18 protein-coding genes are annotated in these 15,275 nt (G+C 71.4%); 1 reads left to right on the forward strand and 17 read right to left on the reverse strand.

Annotated features, from left to right (window positions below; genetic code table 11):
• Positions 1–26: 26 nt before the first annotated feature.
• The 13 genes from ACYVAK_RS02090 to ACYVAK_RS02150 form a co-directional block, all read right to left on the reverse strand.
• Positions 27–497 (reverse strand): hypothetical protein, encoded by a 471-nt coding sequence (locus ACYVAK_RS02090; protein ID WP_461057493.1) that lies wholly within the window; start codon positions 495–497, stop codon positions 27–29.
• Positions 494–1,063 (reverse strand): hypothetical protein, encoded by a 570-nt coding sequence (locus ACYVAK_RS02095; protein ID WP_461057495.1) that lies wholly within the window; start codon positions 1,061–1,063, stop codon positions 494–496. Before ACYVAK_RS02095 ends, ACYVAK_RS02090 begins: the two co-directional genes overlap by 4 nt.
• Entirely contained in the window at positions 1,060–2,118 is a 1,059-nt protein-coding gene (locus tag ACYVAK_RS02100; RefSeq protein WP_461057497.1) for a hypothetical protein, read from the reverse strand. The genes ACYVAK_RS02095 and ACYVAK_RS02100 overlap by 4 nt, the downstream gene beginning before the upstream one ends.
• On the reverse strand, positions 2,057–3,121 hold the full coding sequence (locus ACYVAK_RS02105; RefSeq protein WP_461057499.1) for a type II secretion system minor pseudopilin: 1,065 nt from the start codon (positions 3,119–3,121) through the stop codon (positions 2,057–2,059). The genes ACYVAK_RS02100 and ACYVAK_RS02105 overlap by 62 nt, the downstream gene beginning before the upstream one ends.
• Positions 3,108–3,698 carry a prepilin-type N-terminal cleavage/methylation domain-containing protein gene (locus ACYVAK_RS02110; protein ID WP_461057500.1) on the reverse strand — a complete coding sequence of 197 codons (591 nt, stop codon included), beginning with the start codon at positions 3,696–3,698 and terminating at the stop codon, positions 3,108–3,110. Before ACYVAK_RS02110 ends, ACYVAK_RS02105 begins: the two co-directional genes overlap by 14 nt.
• Positions 3,695–4,111: a prepilin-type N-terminal cleavage/methylation domain-containing protein gene (locus ACYVAK_RS02115; protein WP_461057501.1), complete on the reverse strand. Its 417-nt coding sequence runs from the start codon at positions 4,109–4,111 to the stop codon at positions 3,695–3,697. Before ACYVAK_RS02115 ends, ACYVAK_RS02110 begins: the two co-directional genes overlap by 4 nt.
• Positions 4,101–4,487 carry a prepilin-type N-terminal cleavage/methylation domain-containing protein gene (locus ACYVAK_RS02120; protein WP_461057503.1) on the reverse strand — a complete coding sequence of 129 codons (387 nt, stop codon included), beginning with the start codon at positions 4,485–4,487 and terminating at the stop codon, positions 4,101–4,103. Before ACYVAK_RS02120 ends, ACYVAK_RS02115 begins: the two co-directional genes overlap by 11 nt.
• A gap of 16 nt (positions 4,488–4,503) precedes the next feature.
• Positions 4,504–4,947, reverse strand: a complete 444-nt coding sequence (gene gspG / locus ACYVAK_RS02125; protein WP_461057505.1) for a type II secretion system major pseudopilin GspG — start codon at positions 4,945–4,947, stop codon at positions 4,504–4,506.
• Positions 4,948–4,955: 8 nt separating this feature from the next.
• Positions 4,956–6,155 carry a type II secretion system F family protein gene (locus ACYVAK_RS02130; RefSeq protein WP_461057507.1) on the reverse strand — a complete coding sequence of 400 codons (1,200 nt, stop codon included), beginning with the start codon at positions 6,153–6,155 and terminating at the stop codon, positions 4,956–4,958.
• Positions 6,152–7,900 (reverse strand): GspE/PulE family protein, encoded by a 1,749-nt coding sequence (locus ACYVAK_RS02135; RefSeq protein WP_461057509.1) that lies wholly within the window; start codon positions 7,898–7,900, stop codon positions 6,152–6,154. Before ACYVAK_RS02135 ends, ACYVAK_RS02130 begins: the two co-directional genes overlap by 4 nt.
• A gap of 94 nt (positions 7,901–7,994) precedes the next feature.
• On the reverse strand, positions 7,995–8,213 hold the full coding sequence (locus tag ACYVAK_RS02140) for a YdcH family protein (RefSeq protein ID WP_461057511.1): 219 nt from the start codon (positions 8,211–8,213) through the stop codon (positions 7,995–7,997).
• Positions 8,214–8,539: 326 nt separating this feature from the next.
• Entirely contained in the window at positions 8,540–9,511 is a 972-nt protein-coding gene (locus ACYVAK_RS02145; RefSeq protein WP_461057513.1) for an OmpA family protein, read from the reverse strand.
• Positions 9,512–9,515: 4 nt separating this feature from the next.
• On the reverse strand, positions 9,516–9,887 hold the full coding sequence (locus ACYVAK_RS02150; RefSeq protein ID WP_461057515.1) for a hypothetical protein: 372 nt from the start codon (positions 9,885–9,887) through the stop codon (positions 9,516–9,518).
• An 86-nt stretch (positions 9,888–9,973) separates the two neighbouring features.
• On the opposite strand from ACYVAK_RS02150, the gene ACYVAK_RS02155 reads away from it, so the two are divergent.
• Positions 9,974–11,095, forward strand: coding sequence for a PilT/PilU family type 4a pilus ATPase (locus ACYVAK_RS02155; RefSeq protein WP_461057517.1), 1,122 nt, complete (start codon positions 9,974–9,976; stop codon positions 11,093–11,095).
• Here ACYVAK_RS02155 and maiA read toward each other — a convergent pair whose 3' ends face one another.
• From maiA to hppD, 4 genes are read right to left on the reverse strand one after another with little or no spacing between them, the layout of a single operon-like run.
• Positions 11,096–11,764 carry a maleylacetoacetate isomerase gene (maiA, locus tag ACYVAK_RS02160; RefSeq protein ID WP_461057519.1) on the reverse strand — a complete coding sequence of 223 codons (669 nt, stop codon included), beginning with the start codon at positions 11,762–11,764 and terminating at the stop codon, positions 11,096–11,098.
• A gap of 46 nt (positions 11,765–11,810) precedes the next feature.
• Positions 11,811–12,809: a fumarylacetoacetate hydrolase family protein gene (locus ACYVAK_RS02165; protein WP_461057521.1), complete on the reverse strand. Its 999-nt coding sequence runs from the start codon at positions 12,807–12,809 to the stop codon at positions 11,811–11,813.
• Entirely contained in the window at positions 12,806–14,101 is a 1,296-nt protein-coding gene (hmgA, locus tag ACYVAK_RS02170) for a homogentisate 1,2-dioxygenase (protein WP_461057523.1), read from the reverse strand. Before hmgA ends, ACYVAK_RS02165 begins: the two co-directional genes overlap by 4 nt.
• A 10-nt stretch (positions 14,102–14,111) precedes the next feature.
• On the reverse strand, positions 14,112–15,215 hold the full coding sequence (gene hppD / locus ACYVAK_RS02175) for a 4-hydroxyphenylpyruvate dioxygenase (protein WP_461057525.1): 1,104 nt from the start codon (positions 15,213–15,215) through the stop codon (positions 14,112–14,114).
• Between the last annotated feature and the right edge of the window lie 60 nt (positions 15,216–15,275).

The following is a 15,275-nucleotide window of genomic DNA, read 5'->3' on the forward strand; positions in this document are numbered from 1 at the left end:
GGGTCGTCCGGGTCACGGCAAACGGTTCAGGGCTGTCGCGCGTCGAGCAGGCGGGCCTCGTGGGCCGCGCCTTCGGCGTCGCGCCAGGCGGCGCGGGTGGGCGCCACGGCGGTGATTTCGGCGCCATCGGGGAGGCGCTCGCCCTCGGCGGCGCGCACGCGGCGCCCGTCGGGCATTTCGAAGAGGGCACGCCAACGGCCGGCCGCGCGGACGGTGCCGAGCAGGCGCGGCTGCGGGGCCACGGCCGGGCCCACGGGGGCGTCGACCGGCTCGGAGGCCCACACCGCCATGCCCCAGGGCGCGACGGGGGCGGTATCGAGCACCGGCAGGCGCCACGCGAGCGCCTCGGCCGTGGGCGGCGGCAGGCGCGTGGGCGGCGTGCCCACGAGGAAGAACGCGAGCGCGCCGGCAAGGGCCGCCACGGCGATACGACGGCACGCCGGATGCCGCGACGCCGCGCGGAACCACTCGACGAGGCGCTCGGCAGGCGCGCTCATCCGGCCACCTCGGCCTTGCGCAGATAGGCGCGCACGATCAGCTGCATCGGCGCCGGCGTGCCGTCGCGCACCTCGATGCGTTCGACGCGCAGCCACGGGCGCTGCGCGAGCTCGCGCAGCACGACCTCGATGGCCGCCGGCGGCGCGTTGGCGTCGAGCCGGGCCACCACCTGCCACAGGCCGGGCACGCCCTCGACCTCGATGGCGGCCTCGGAACGCACGCGCGGCTGGCCCAGGCCGGCCGAGGTGGCGATGCCGCTCAGCATCGCCTGCAGCTCGGCCTGCGCCTCGCCGGCGCCCGCCGCGGACGCCATGGTGCCCTCCATCGCGGCGAGCGCGTCGCGCGCCTCGGCGGCGCGGGCCGTCCATCCATCGTCAGCGGCGGCGCCCTCCAACCGGCCCAGGAGGGTGCGGTCGTCGAGGTAGCGTTCGATGCGTGCGCCGCGCGCGTCCGACAACGCGACGGCGGCATGCAGCAGGGCCACCAGCAGCGCGAGGCCGACGGCGATGCGCAGACGGCGGTTGGCGCGCCACTGCGCCTGCACGGACGACCAGGCCGCGCTCACGGCGCGGCTCCTTCCGACGGCATGGCCGCGTCGAGATCGACTTCCAGGAGCATTCGGCCGGTATCGCTGGGGTTGGCGACGATGCCGGCCAGCAGCGGGTGCTCGCGGAACGCCTGCACGAACACGCGGGGGTCGGCGGTCGCCGACTGCACCTCGACGCGCAGGCGGCCGGCGTCGCGGTACCACGACAGCAGGCGGGCGTCGTCGGGCAGGCCGCGCTTCAGGTCGACCAGCAGCGCGTGGTCGACCGGCGTGCGCGTGAGCTCGACGTAGGCGGCCATCCGGGCGTGCGCGGCCTCGGCGGTTTCGCGCGCCTCGATCAGCGGCATCGACTCGCGGCGCACGCGATCGAGCTCAGCGTCCTGCCAGCGGCCGGCGATCGCCCAGGCGGCGGTGGCGACCAGCTGCCAGCCGAGCACGAGGCCCACGACGATGCCCAGGCTGCGCCAGAACGCGCGTTCCAGCTGCGTCGCGGACCATCGGAGGCGCCCATCGGCGCGCCCCCACGGCGCGTCGGCGAGCGGCGGTGTCTCGATCGGCGGTGGCACGACATCGTCGGCGGGCAGCGAGGTGGCCCGCAGGAAGCGGCCCCAGGCGGCCGCATCCGGAGCGGACGGCCACCAGCGCGAGGCCAGCAGACGCCCGTCGCGCCACACCTGCCCCTCCACGCCCTCGCGCGTCGCCATCAGGCGCACGGCGTCCGCCGCGGCGGGGGCCGGGCGCAGGCTGGACTCGGGCACGAGGGTGGCGGCCGGGTCGACGCCGTGCAGGGCGGCGGGATCGACCAGCCACACCTGGGCGACGTCGTCCTGCCAACGCGCCACCCAGCGCCCCCCGTCGGACGGGAGCGCGCGCGAAGCGGCGAGCCGCAGGGCGGCGGCGCGCTGGTCGGCGGCGAGCTGGGGGAAGGCCAGGCGACGGTGTTCGGAAACGCTGCGCGGGACGACGACTTCGACGGGCCCCAGCCAGCCTCCCGGCTGGATCGCTTCGGCCTCAGCCCCGATCCAGCGGCGCGTCGGCGAAAAGAGGGCTTGGAATCGTCGGCGGAGCGTCATCGGCATCAGGGCGAGGGGCGCGGTAGACGGCATCGACAGTCCACGGCGCCGCTTGATCCGCCAAGGGCGTCAATCGTACATGGATGCGCCATGCCCTGCCTGAGGCGCCCCAGAACGCCAGTCGCCACGCGTCCGACGGCGCGTTGCGGAAATCGGTGTCGCGATCGCCGAGGAGGCGTGCCGACGTCTCCTCCTCGAACTGCCGCCCGGAAAAGAACAGGGCCTCGTCGCGGCGCGCGAGCCGGGCGCGGCAGACCGTGCCGCAGCGGTCGACGAAGGCCTCGAGCAACGGCAGCGGCGCGGTGTTGAGGTTCAGGGCACCGGCGTAGGCGCTGGTGGACCAATCCTGCGCGCGTGCCATCACCTCGGGCGGCAGCGCCTCCCAGCCAAGCACCCGGGGCAACTCGCGAGGGCTGAGCAGCGGGCGTCCGGGCGGCGCGGGGCGGCCGGCCCGTTCGTAGTCGCGCGATTCGGCGCCGTTGAGACGCTTGAGGTCATCGGGGTCGGTGTAGTCGACAAGACGGTCGACGAGGCCGGGCACGTCGCGCGCCGGGGCGCCGGCAGCGGCCAGCAGGCGCGGCACCGGCGAGGTTTCCGGGAAGGCCACCGGCACCAGGCCGGATTCGTCCTGGATGGCGAAGGTGATTCCGCCGAGCCCCCGGTAGGCACGCCCGTCGAGGCGCAGCTCGCCGCCGCGCGGCCGCTTGTCGAAGCCACCGAAATCGTCGAGGCGCCGCGCCGCGAGCTCTCCCTCCGGCATCGGCGTGAGCGGCTGGCCGGCCTGGGTGATCGGCACCGTCGCGGCGAGGTAGAGCAGCGTTTCGCGGGTGGACAGTGCGGCGATGCGGTCCTCGACCTCGGCGCGATCGAGCGTGGCCTCGGCGACGCGTTCGCGGGTCCAGAGCATCAGGAAGCCCACGCCGACCGCGATCGCGACCAGCATCCACAGCACCATCGCGAGGATGAAGCCCTGCTCGCGGGCCTGCGCCTCAGAACGCGGCATCGACCTGCTCCAGGCGGTCGTTCAAGGCGGGCGGCAGGCCGGCGGCAGGACCCACCGACGCCCACCACAGCCGCGCCCCCTGCTCCGTGCGCCAGCCGAGGCGCACGGCGCGCGGCAGGATCTCGGCCGGCTGCTCGGGCACCGGCCAGGTCTCGTGCCAACGGCCCGCCGCATCGAGGTAGGCGAAGGCCGCGTCCTCGAGGCCGGCGCTGGCGAGCGGCCAATCGGTCGCGCCTTCGACGTACACCAGTTGCCGGCCGCGCTCCGCGTCGACGAGGCGCCAACCGACGCGCGCCGCCGTGCCGGAACGCAGCGCATCGAGGCTCAGGAAGTCCATCGCCGTGGCCTCGCCGCGGAAGGCGGGCACCTCGCCCGGGCGGTCCGCGGCGGCCGCGGCCACCGCATCGCGGAACCAGCGCTCGTGCAGCGCCGCGACCCGTGCATCGCGCTCGTGGCGGAGCACGCGTTCGCGCAGGCCGAGCACGTGGACGAGCGACTGCATCAGCAGCGTGGCCACCAGTGCGATGACCACCAGCGTGACCATGGCCTCCAGCAGGCTGAAGCCGCGCTGGTTCACAGCGCCTCCGGGTAGCGCACCTGGCGCCAGCCGGCCTTGCGCACGACGAAGCGGTGATCGACTTGCGTGCCGATGAGCAACTCCACCTCGACGCGATACAGGCCCACCTCGAAAAAGCCGGGCTGCAGGTAGTCGGTGAGGCCGTCACGCGGCGGCTCGATCGGCGTGGCGGCCCAACGCATGCGAACCTCGCCCAAGGCCTCGTCGCCGGTGGGCTGGAGCATCGGATTGAGCGTTTCGATGCGCGACAGGGCGCTCTGCGTCGCCGTGTCGCGACGCGACGCCGCATCGACGCGTTCGATCGATCGCAGCGAGGCGTTGAGCGCCGCGAACAGGGCCATGCCCCCGGCGGCGAGGATGGCGAGGGCCACGATGGCTTCCAGGAGGGTGAAGCCGCGCTGCTCAGGGCGCATCCGGCCGCTCCACCACGCGGCAGTCGGGCGCGAGGGCCTCGAGGCGCAGGGCGAACCCCGGCCCCTGGGCCTGCAGCTGCGCACCACCACACCAGCCGTTGGCCGCGAGGTCCAGCGGCGTCAGCGCGACGACGCGCCAGCCCGACGGCCAGACGAGGCCGGGGCGTTCCACGAGGCTGCCCGCCTCCCAGCGCAGCGGCCTCCCGGCCTGCCGCGCCATCACCGGCAGGCCCTGCACGCGCCGCAACACGTCGTCGCGATCGCCCGCCGCCTGCACGCGATCGGCGGTGCGCGACAGCGACGGCGCGACCAGGCCGGCCGCGAGGCCGAGCAGCACCAGCACCACCAGCATCTCGAGCAGGCTGAACCCGCGCATCCGCGACGCGGCGACCTCAGTTCGCCGGAGGCAGCACGCCGAGGTCGGCGTCGTTGCCCTCGCCGCCCGCCGCCTTGTCGGCCCCGAGCGAGTACAGCGCGAAGCTCTGGCCATCACGCCCCGGGATGCCGTACTGGTAGGGCGTGTCCCACGGATCGAGCGGAACGGCCTCGTCCAGGTAGGGCCCGCGCCAGCGCTCGGCGGCGCGCGGATCGGCCGGCCTGGCGTAGAGCACGCCAAGGCCCTCGTCGACGGTGGGCAGGCGGCCCATGTCGAGGCGGAAGGTCTCGACCGCACCGCGCAGCATCTTGATCTGCGTTTCGGCGACACGCACCTGCGATCCCTCGAGCTGCGTGAAAAGCCGCGGCCCCACGAGGCTGGCGATCAAGCCGATGATGACGAGGACGACGAGGATCTCGAGCAGGGTGAAGCCGCGGGCGGCGCGAGGGGCATGGGGCATGCGATGGCTCACAAAGGCAGGTCGTTGACGCTGGTGATGGCGAGGATGACGGCGGTGACCAGCAGGCCGATGGCGCCGCCGATCAGGATGATGGCAGCGGGTTCGATGAGCTTCAGCGCGCGCTGCATCCGCTCGCGCCCGCTCGTCTGGTAGAGCCGCGACAAGGCCAGCAGCAGCTTGGGCAGTTCGCCCGAGGCCTCGCCCACCGAGACGAGGTCGTAGCCGCTGGCGTTCAGCGCACGGTGTTCGCGCAGGGCATGCGAGAGCGTCGCGCCCCCCCGCACCGAACGGGTCACCTGCGACAGTCGTGCGCGCAGGAAGGCCAGGCCGACCGCCGCGGCGGACAGATCGAGCGCGCGGGTCAGTTCGACGCGATTGGCCAGCAGCGTTCCGAGCGTGCCCGCCCAGCGCCCCACCTCCGACTCCATCAGCCACGGGCCCAACAGCGGGGCCTTTGCACAGGCCTCGAGGATCCGCTGGCGGACGGCATCACGACGAAGCAGCACCACCAGCCCGGCGATGAGCGTCGCGGCGGCCAACGCGACGAGGCCCAGGTGGTCGGCGAACCAGACGCCGCCACCGATCACCCAGCGCGACAGCGCCGGCAGCTGGTCGGCGCGCTGCGCGAGCAGGCCGCCGAAGCGCGGCACCACCCAAAGGAACACGATGCACACGGCGCCGATGCCGGAGGCCACCAGCACGGCGGGATACACCAGCGCCGAACGCACCTCCGCCTGCAGGCGCAGGTCGTACTCGTACTGCCGCGCGCCATCCTCGAGCGCCGGCCCGAGGCGACCGGTGAGCTCGCTCGCTTCGACCAGCTGCTGGATGTAGGGCGGCAGGTCGAGATCGCTGGCCGCGAGGGCCTGGGCGAAGCTGTCGCCGCGGCGCACCGCCTTGGCCATCGCGGCGAAGGCAGCGGTGATCTTCGGGTGGTGGCTCGAGTTCGACAGCGAGGTCAGCGCGGTGGCGAGGCTCACGCCCGAATCGACCAGCGTGGCGAATTCCTGCAGCACGAGCTGGAGTTCGCGAGGCGCCGGCGGAAGGCGATCGCGCCAGCCGTCGGCGACGGGCTGGTCGGGCTCGAGCAGCACCGGGGTCAGCCCACGGCGCAGCACCTCGCGGTCGGCGGCGCGCAGGTCGGCGGCCTCCAGCAGGCCGGAGACCTCCTGGCCACGACCATCGATGGCGCGGTAGCGGAAATTCACGACGATGCCGCCCCGACCTCGTCGGCGGCCTCGAGCGCGGCACCGGTGATGCGCACCACTTCATCCACGGTGGTCAGGCCGCGGAAGGCCTTCAACAGGCCGTCCTCGCGCAGGGTCAAGCTGCCCTTGCTGCTCGCGTGCCGGCGCATCTCGCCGGCGCTCGCACGCTGCATGACGAGGCCCTGCAGCTCGGGATCGACGTCGACGAGCTCGTAGATGCCGACGCGGCCGCGGTAGCCCGTGCCCTGGCAGGCCGGGCAACCGACGGCCTTGCGCCAGCGCGGCGTTTCGCCGGGCGCGAGGCGCGCGGCCGTGGCGGCGATGTCGGGATGCACGTCGGCGGGAGCGGCGCAGGCGTTGCAGAGGCGGCGCAGCAGGCGCTGGGCCTGCACGGCGCGGACGCTGGTGGCGACGAGGAACGGTTCGACGCCCATGTCGATGAGGCGGGTGAACGCGCTGACGGCGTCGTTGGTGTGCAACGTGGAAAACACCAGATGGCCGGTGAGCGCGGCCTGGATGGCGATCTCGGCCGTCTCGCGATCGCGGATTTCGCCGATCATCACCACGTCGGGGTCCTGGCGCAGGATGGCGCGCAGCGCACGCGCGAAGGTGTAGCCGATCTCGGCATTGGCCTGGATCTGGGTGATGCCCTTGACGCGGTACTCGACGGGGTCCTCGACCGTGATGATCTTCTCTTCGCGGTCGTTGATGCTCTCGAGCGTGGCATAGAGCGTGGTGCTCTTGCCGGAGCCGGTAGGGCCGGTCACCAGCACGATGCCGTGCGGCTCGGTGGCCCAGCGGCGGAACTGCGCGAGGTCGCGCGGCTCGAAGCCGAGCTTCTCCAGCGACAGGTCCTCGCGCTCCTTCGGCAGAAGGCGCATCACGATGGATTCGCCGTGCACGCCGGGCACGGCCGAGGCGCGGACATCGACCTCCTTGCCGCTGACGCGGGCGGAGAGCCGGCCGTCCTGGGGCAGGCGTCGCTCGGCGATGTCCATGCCGGAAATCAGCTTCACGCGCGAGGCCACCGCGGCGAACCGCGAGAGCGGCAGCTGAAGCACGGGATGCAGCACGCCGTCGATGCGGAAACGCACGCTGAAGCTGTCCTCCTCGGGCTCGACGTGGATGTCGGAGGCGGCACGATCCATCGCCTGCGCCAGCAGCGAATTCACCAACTCGATGACCGGCGCTTCTTCGGCGAGTTCGCGCAGGTGGCCGACATCGTCGTCCTCGGATTCGCCCGCGCGGTTCGCGCGCTGGAAGGCATCGACGAGGCGCTCGACGTCCTGCGCCCGGGCCAGCCGCCACTGCCATGGCGCCGCCAGCCGCTTTTCGAGCACCTCGTTGACGGTGGCATCGAGCGGATCGCGGGCGACCACGCACAGGGCACCGCCCGCCATACGCCATGCCGCCACGCCCTGGTCGACCCACCAGTCGACCGCGATGCCCGACGCGAACGCGCCGAGGCGGAAGGCCTCGTTGTCCTGCGGCCAATCGGCGGCGGCGAGCACCGGCATCGCCAGCTGCTCGGCGAGCACCGGCATGAGCGCCTCCTCCGACAGTGCGCCGAGGCGGACGAGGATCTGCCCGAGGCGTCCCCCGATCTGCGGTTGCAGGGCGAGAGCACGGGCCAAGTCCGCGGGCACGACGAGCCGGCGCTCGACGAGCAGGTCACCGAGCCGTCGTGGGCTCGGCACGTCGGGCATCGGGGCGGCGGGGGGGCGGAGGGCGTCGGCATTGGGCATCCCGCCATCTTAATGCCCCGCCGCGCGGGAGCCACCGGCCCAGAACAACGCGGCCCGCACGCAGCGGGCCGCCGTCCTTCCGTCGCCGCCACCGTCAATGTCGGGTTCGGGCGAACAACCGGGTGAGCCGGTCCTTCGCCAGCAGCTTTTCCTTCTTCATCCGCGCCAGCGTCACGTCGTCGATCGGGAGCACACCGAGCTCCGCGTCCATCACCTTGCTGTTCAGCTGCTGGTGGTGGCGGTAGAGCTGGCGGAACTCCGGATCGGACTTGATCAAGGCTTCGACATCGGCAGTGGATTGACCTTCGAACATTTCAGCGACCTCCTCGAACGCGAACGCCCCGGCTCGGCGGCACGGGGCGTTGGGGTTGGACTGCGGTCAGGTCGGGAAGGCTGGCCGCCTCGGGCCGCGGGCCACGCGCATCCCGGGCGGGACGCGGCAGCGGGGGCGGGATGAGGTCAGCGGTCATCGGCCTGGCTCGTTCTCCCGAAGGGAACAGCCCCTCGGGAACACGACGCTACGCCCGCCGATCCGGGGCGACAAGGGCTTTTTGCGGCCCCGACGCATCGCTTAACAACAGCGCTCGAAAGCCCTCACCCACCCCTAACGGGGTTCAGCCGGGTGAAGGCGGACCGGGCTCAGCGCACGGTGATCTCGACGCGACGGTTCAGGGCACGGCCTTCCGCTGAACCGTTATCGGCCACCGGGTCGGCGGCACCGCGGCCATCGGTGCGGATCGAACCGCTGGCGCCCGACTCCTTGAGGATGGCGGCGACGGCTTCCGCACGACGCAGGGACAGCGCCTGGTTGGCCGCGGCGGCGCCCTGGCTGTCGGTGTAGCCGACGACCTCGACATTGCGGCCGCCGATCTCCATGGCGAGGCGCCGCAGGCTGGCGTTGGCCTCCGTCGTCAGCGTGGCTCGGCCGCTGGCGAAGGCCGAGCCGGCCAGCGTGTAAACGGTGGCCGGCCCCACGTTGCGCGACGGCGGCAGCGGGGCATCCGCGGCCAGCGCCTCGGCCACCAGCGAATTGGCCAGCTCCGCCTCTTCGCGGGCGAGCGCGGCCTCGCGGGCGCGGCTGGCCGCCAGGCGACGCGCCTGTTCCGCATCGGCCTTGGCCTGCTCCGCCAGCGCGAACGTCTCGGCCGCCGCCATACGCTCGCGCTCGGCCTCCTCCTGGCGCGCCAGGTTCTGCATGCGCAGGCGCTCGGCGTCGCGCCGGGCGGCCTCGGCATCGCGGCGCGCGGCCGCCACCATGATCTGGTCGCGCTCGCGATCGAGATCGGTCGACTGGCGAGCCAAGGCATCGGCCTGCGCCGCGGCGACGGCCGCACGCACCCGCCGCTCGGCCACGAACCGGGCCGAGGCGACCTCCTTCGACTTCGCGAGGGCGAGGGCTTGCACGGCCTGCTGGGCCTTCAAGCGCTCCACGCCGCCCATGCCGGCGAGCTGGGCGTCGCGGTCGAGCCGGGTGAGTTCGGCCTGCAGGCGGGCAACGACCGGATCGATCTCGTCATCCGCGGACAGGGCCGGCGCCGCCAGCGCGACGGCCGCAGCGAGGGCGAGGCCGCGGGCCAGGGCGTGGAATCGGACAGGGTGGAAAGCGCGCATCGGATCAGTCTCCCTGGACCAGCAGACGGCGGCGCAGCTCGGCGTTGCGCGCACCTTTGGAATCGACCTCGGCCTCGAGCGTGGCACGCCGGGCTTCGGCGGCGGCGACCGCGGCCGCGGCTTCGGCTTCCCGAGCGGCGACGAGGGCCTCCGCATGGCGTTTGCGCGATGCGGCATCACGCGCGATGCCAAGGCGCTGTCGAGCCTCGTCGAGGGCCTGCTGCGCGGCACCGCGCGGCTCGAGGGCGTCGGCCGCGCGGATCGCACGATCCGCCGCATCGAGCTCGGCGGTCGGGGGCGGGACGCTGGCGCAACCGCCCAGCAGCACCGCGATGAGAAGGCCAGCGGCAAGGCCGGCGGGGGCATTTCGGGTCATGGGGGACGGGTCGCTTTTGGTGACGGAACGCGGCTATTCTCAAAAGCCTGACCCGGTAACGCAATGGCGCGAGGAGCCCACCCCCCATGGACATCGGCTACTTCCTGAAGCTGATGACGGAGAAGAACGCCTCCGACATGTTCCTCACCACCGGCGCCCCGGTGTACATCAAGGTCGAGGGCAAGCTCTACCCGCTGGGCAATACCGGCCTCCCGGCGGGCATGGTCAAGAAGATCGCCTACTCGCTGATGGACGAGGGCCAGGTGCCCCAGTTCGAGCGCGATCTCGAATACAACATGGCCATCGCCGTGAAGGACGCCGGCCGCTTCCGCGTCAACGTGTTCAAGCAGCGCGGCGAAGTCGGCATGGTCATCCGCGCCATCAAGAGCACGGTCCCCACGCTCGAGCAGCTGCAGCTGCCCCACGTGCTGAAGGACATCATCATGGAACCGCGCGGCCTCGTGCTCGTCGTCGGATCCACCGGCTCGGGCAAGTCGACCGCGCTGGCCTCGATGATCGACTACCGCAACACCAATTCGACGGGCCACATCCTCACCATCGAGGACCCGATCGAGTTCCTGCATACGCACAAGAAGTCCATCGTCAACCAGCGCGAGGTCGGCCTCGACACCCACGCGTTCCACAACGCGCTCAAGAACGCGATGCGCGAAGCGCCGGACGTCATCCTGATCGGCGAGATCCTCGACTCCGTGACCATGGAATCGGCCATCGCCTTCGCCGAGACGGGCCACCTCTGCCTCGCGACGCTGCACTCGAACAACGCCGACCAGACGCTGGAGCGCATCCTCAACTTCTTCCCCGAGGCCGCGCACAAGAACATCCTGATGAACCTGTCCTTGAACCTGAAGGCGGTCATCTCGCTGCGCCTCGTGATCGGCAAGGACGGCAAGCGCCTGCCGGCCTCCGAGATCCTGATCAACACCCCGATGATCCGCGACCTGATCCGCCGCGGGCAGATCCACGAGGTGAAGGAGGCGATGGAGAAGTCGCTGGAAGCGGGCATGCACACCTTCGACCAGTCGCTGTTCAAGCTCTACAAGGACGGCAAGATCGACCTCGAGGAAGCGCTGCGGAAGGCCGACTCGCGCGATGGCCTGGCCCTGCGCATCCGCCTCTCGGAAGGCGCGACCAGCGAGCACGATCCCTACGCCGACGTGTTCGGCGGCGCCGGCGGCGCCTTCGGCTGATCAGCCCGGCGGCGGGGCATCCGGCTGGGCTTCCGGCATCGCCCGCTGGAAGGCGTCGAGCGTGAGGCAGTGCGCGTCGATGCGCCGCACCGTCGGATAGGGGGCCAGGTCGAGCGCGAAGCGTCGGGCGTTGTAGACCATCGGCACCAGCAGGCAGTCGGCGAGGCCCGGGGACTCGCCATCGCAGAAGGCGCCCGTGGAGGGGTGTTCGGCCAGCAGCGCCTCGATGGCTTCGAAGCCCAGGGCCAGCCAGTGGCGGATCCATCCCTCCCGCTGCTCCGGCGTGGCCTTGAACTCGCGTTCGAGGTACTGCAGCACCCGGAGGTTGCCCAGCGGATGCATGTCGCAGGCGATGAGCTGGGCCAGCCCGCGCACGCGCGCCCGCTCGCGGGCCGTCGCCGGCAGCAGCGGGTGCTCGCTGAAGGTCTCGTCGAGATACTCGATGATGGCCATCGACTGCCGCACCAGGCGTTGGCCATGCTGCAGCGTGGGCACGAGGCCCTGCGGGTTGACCCGGCGGAAGGCGGCGCCGTGCTGCTCGCCGCCGTCGCGCACCAGGTGCACGGGCGCCAACTGGTAGTCGAGGCCCTTGAGGTTCAGGGCGATGCGCACGCGGTAGGCGGCGCTCGAGCGCCAGTACGAATACAGCCGCAACCCGCCGCTCACCATGGCATCGCCCTCCCCGGTCCGTCCTGGCCAGCCTAGCGTGGCCGGCTCAATCCTGCCGCTTCATCACCTGTTCGATGGCACCGAAGATCGTGCGCCCCTCGGCGTCGAGCATCTCGATGCGCACGGTGTCGCCGAACTTCATGAAAGGCGTCGACGGCTTGCCATCGCGGAGGGTCTCGATGGTGCGCTGCTCGGCGAAGCAGCTCGCGCCCTTGTCGGTGCTCTGGTTCGCCACCGTGCCCGAGCCGACGATCGTGCCGGCCGTCAGCGGCCGCGTCTTCGCGGCATGGGCCACGAGTTGCGCGAAGCTGAACTGCATGTCCTCGCCGGCTTCCGGCGCGCCGAACCACTGGCCATTGATGTGGGTCAGCAGCGGGCGGTGCACCTTGCTGTCCTTCCACGCGTCGCCGAGTTCGTCCGGCGTGACGAACACCGGGCTGAGGGCCGAGCGCGGCTTGCTCTGCAGGAAGCCGAAGCCCTTGGCCAGCTCGTTCGGGATCAGGTTGCGCAGGCTCACGTCGTTGACGAGGCCGACGAGTTGGATGTGGTCGGCGGCCGCTTCCGCCGTGACGCCGTGCGGCACGTCGTCGGTGACGATCACGACTTCGGCCTCGAGGTCGATGCCGTAGGCCTCGTCGCGCACCAGCACCGGATCGCGCGGGCCGTAGAAGCCGGCGCTGACGGCCTGGTACATCAGCGGGTCGGTGTAGAAGCTCTCCGGCACCTCGGCGCCACGGGCGCGGCGCACGCGTTCGACGTGCGGCAGGTAGGCCGAGCCGTCGACGAACTCGTAGGCGCGCGGCAGCGGCGCGGCCAGCGCGGCCATGTCGAGCGCGAACACGTCGAAGCCATCGATGGTCTGCGCGTTCGAACCGTTCAGGGCTTCCGATACGCCGTTGAGGCGCGGCGCCGTGTTCGACCAGTCCTCCAGCGCACGCTGCAGCGTCGGCGCGATGTGCGGCACGCGGACGCCGCGGGCGAGGTCGCGGGAGACGACGATCAGCGTGCCGTCGCGGCCGCCTTCCTTGAGGGATCCGAGTTTCATCGCTTGTCCTGGTTGAAGTGCTTCTGCAGGCCCTGCCAGCAGGCCACGTAGTTCCGCTGGCGGTGGGCCGCGGCGACCGCTTGGGCCGTGGGGCGCAGCACCGCGCGCGACTCGAACATGAAGGCCATCGTGTCACGGATGTAGTGCGGCTTGGAGGTGTCGGCCGCGCTCGCCTTCTCGAAGGTCTCGGCGTCCGGGCCATGACCGGTGAAGCTGTTGTGCAGCGAGGCGCCGCCGGGCACGAAGCCGTCGGCCTTGGCGTCGTAGGCGCCATGCACGAGGCCCATGAACTCGCTGGCCACGTTGCGGTGGAACCACGGCGGGCGGAAGGTGTCCTCCATCGCGAGGATGCGCGGCGGGAAGATCACGAAATCCATGTTGCCGACGCCGGGCGTGTCGCTCGGCGAGGTGAGCACGAGGAAGATGCTCGGGTCCGGATGGTCGAAGCTGATCGAGCCGATGGTGTTGAACCGGCGCAGGTCGTACTTGCAGGGCACGTGGTTGCCGTGCCACGCCACCACGTCCAGCGGCGAGTGGCCGATCGCGGCGCGCCACAGCCGGCCGTCGAACTTCGCCACCAGCGCGAAGTCGCCCTCCACGTCCTCGTATGCCGCCACCGGCGCGAGGAAGTCGCGCGGGTTGGCAAGGCCGTTGCTGCCGATGGGGCCGAGGTCGGGCAGGCGCAGGCCGGCGCCGAAGTTCTCGCAGACGTAGCCGCGGGCCTCGCCATCGGGCAGGTCGACCGTGAAGCGGATGCCGCGCGGGATCAGCGCGATCTCCTGCGGCTCAACCTCGAGCACGCCGAACTCGGTGCGGATCACCAGGCGGCCCTGCTGCGGCACGATCAGCAGCTCGCCGTCGGCGTTGTAGAAGTAGCGCCCATGCATCGAGCGGTTGGCCGCGTAAAGGTGGATGCCCACGCCCGCGCCCGTACCCGGGCCGCCGTTGCCGGCCATGGTGTACAGGCCGTCGAGGAAGTCGGTGGGCGCGACCGGAGCGGGAAGCGGGCTCCATCGCATCTGCTCCGGCGAGACCGGGCCGTCGCCGAACACGTTGTGGAACGTCCCTTCCGGCAGCAGTTCGAACGGCCCATGCATCGCGCTCGGGCGGATGCGATAGAGCCAGCTGCGGCGGTTCTGGTGGCGCGGCGCGGTGAACGCCGTGCCGGAGAGCTGCTCGGCGTAGAGGCCGTAGGGGCAGCGCTGCGGCGAGTTCCGGCCCACCGGCAGCGCGCCGGGCAGGGCCTCACTGGCGAATTCGTTGCCGAAGCCGGACTGGTAGGCAAGCGTCATGGCCGCGCCCTCAGAGCACGCCGCGACGCATCTGGTCGCGCTCGATGCTCTCGAACAGGGCCTGGAAGTTGCCCTCGCCGAAGCCTTCGTTGCCCTTGCGCTGGATGATCTCGAAGAAGATCGGGCCGATCGCGTTCTGCGTGAAGATCTGCAGCAGCTTGCGCGACTTCGTCTCGGGGTCGGCGTCGATCAGGATCTTGTTCTTCGCCAGGCGCGCGACGTCCTCGCCATGGTTGGGGATGCGCGCGTCGATCACCTCGAAATAGGTGTCCGGCGTGTTCAGGAATTCCACGCCCTGCGCGCGCATGGCTTCGACCGTGGCGTAGATGTCGTCGGTGAAGCAGGCGATGTGCTGGATGCCCTCGCCGTGGTACGCGTCGAGGTACTCGTTGATCTGCGACTTCGGGTCCGACGACTCGTTGAGCGGGATGCGGACGATGCCGTCCGGCGCGGTCATCGCCTTCGACACGAGGCCGGTCTTCGCGCCCTTGATGTCGAAGTAGCGGATCTCGCGGAAGTTGAACAGCTTCTCGTAGTAATCCGACCACTTCTGCATGTTGCCGAAGTAGAGGTTGTGGGTGAGGTGGTCGATGAAGGTCAGGCCGAAGCCGGCCGGGTTCGGATCGACGCCGGGGATCGCGACGAAATCGCGGTAGATGGCATCGACGCTGCCGTAGTCGTCGACCAGGTAGAGCATGCAGCCGCCGATGCCCTGGATGACCGGGCGGTCGATGGCCTTGGTGGCCTCGCGGGCGACGTGCTCGCCGCCGGCGGCCAGCGCCGCGGCCTGCACCTCGTGCGCGTTCTTCTGGAAGCGGATGGCGAATCCGCAGGCCGAGGGGCCGTGGGCCTTGGCGAAGTCGGCCGCGAAGCTGTCCGGGTCCTCGTTGACGAGGAAGTGCACCCCGCCCTGGCGGTACAGGGTGATCGGGCGCGTCTTGTGCCTGCGCACCGCGGTGAAGCCCATGGCGCGGAAGTAGGCGTGCAGCCGCTCACCCTGCCCGGCCGGTGCCGCGAACTCGACGAACTCGAAACCGTCGATGCCCATCGGGTTCTCGAAGGTGGTGACGTTCATGCCGAGGTTCGGCGCGGCGATTGCGGGAGAAGCGTTCATGGCATGCTCCGGTGCTGGGGACGGGACGGCAGGGGGATGGTTCGCCGCCCGTTATAGTTT

This window comes from Silanimonas algicola (genome assembly GCF_054777375.1).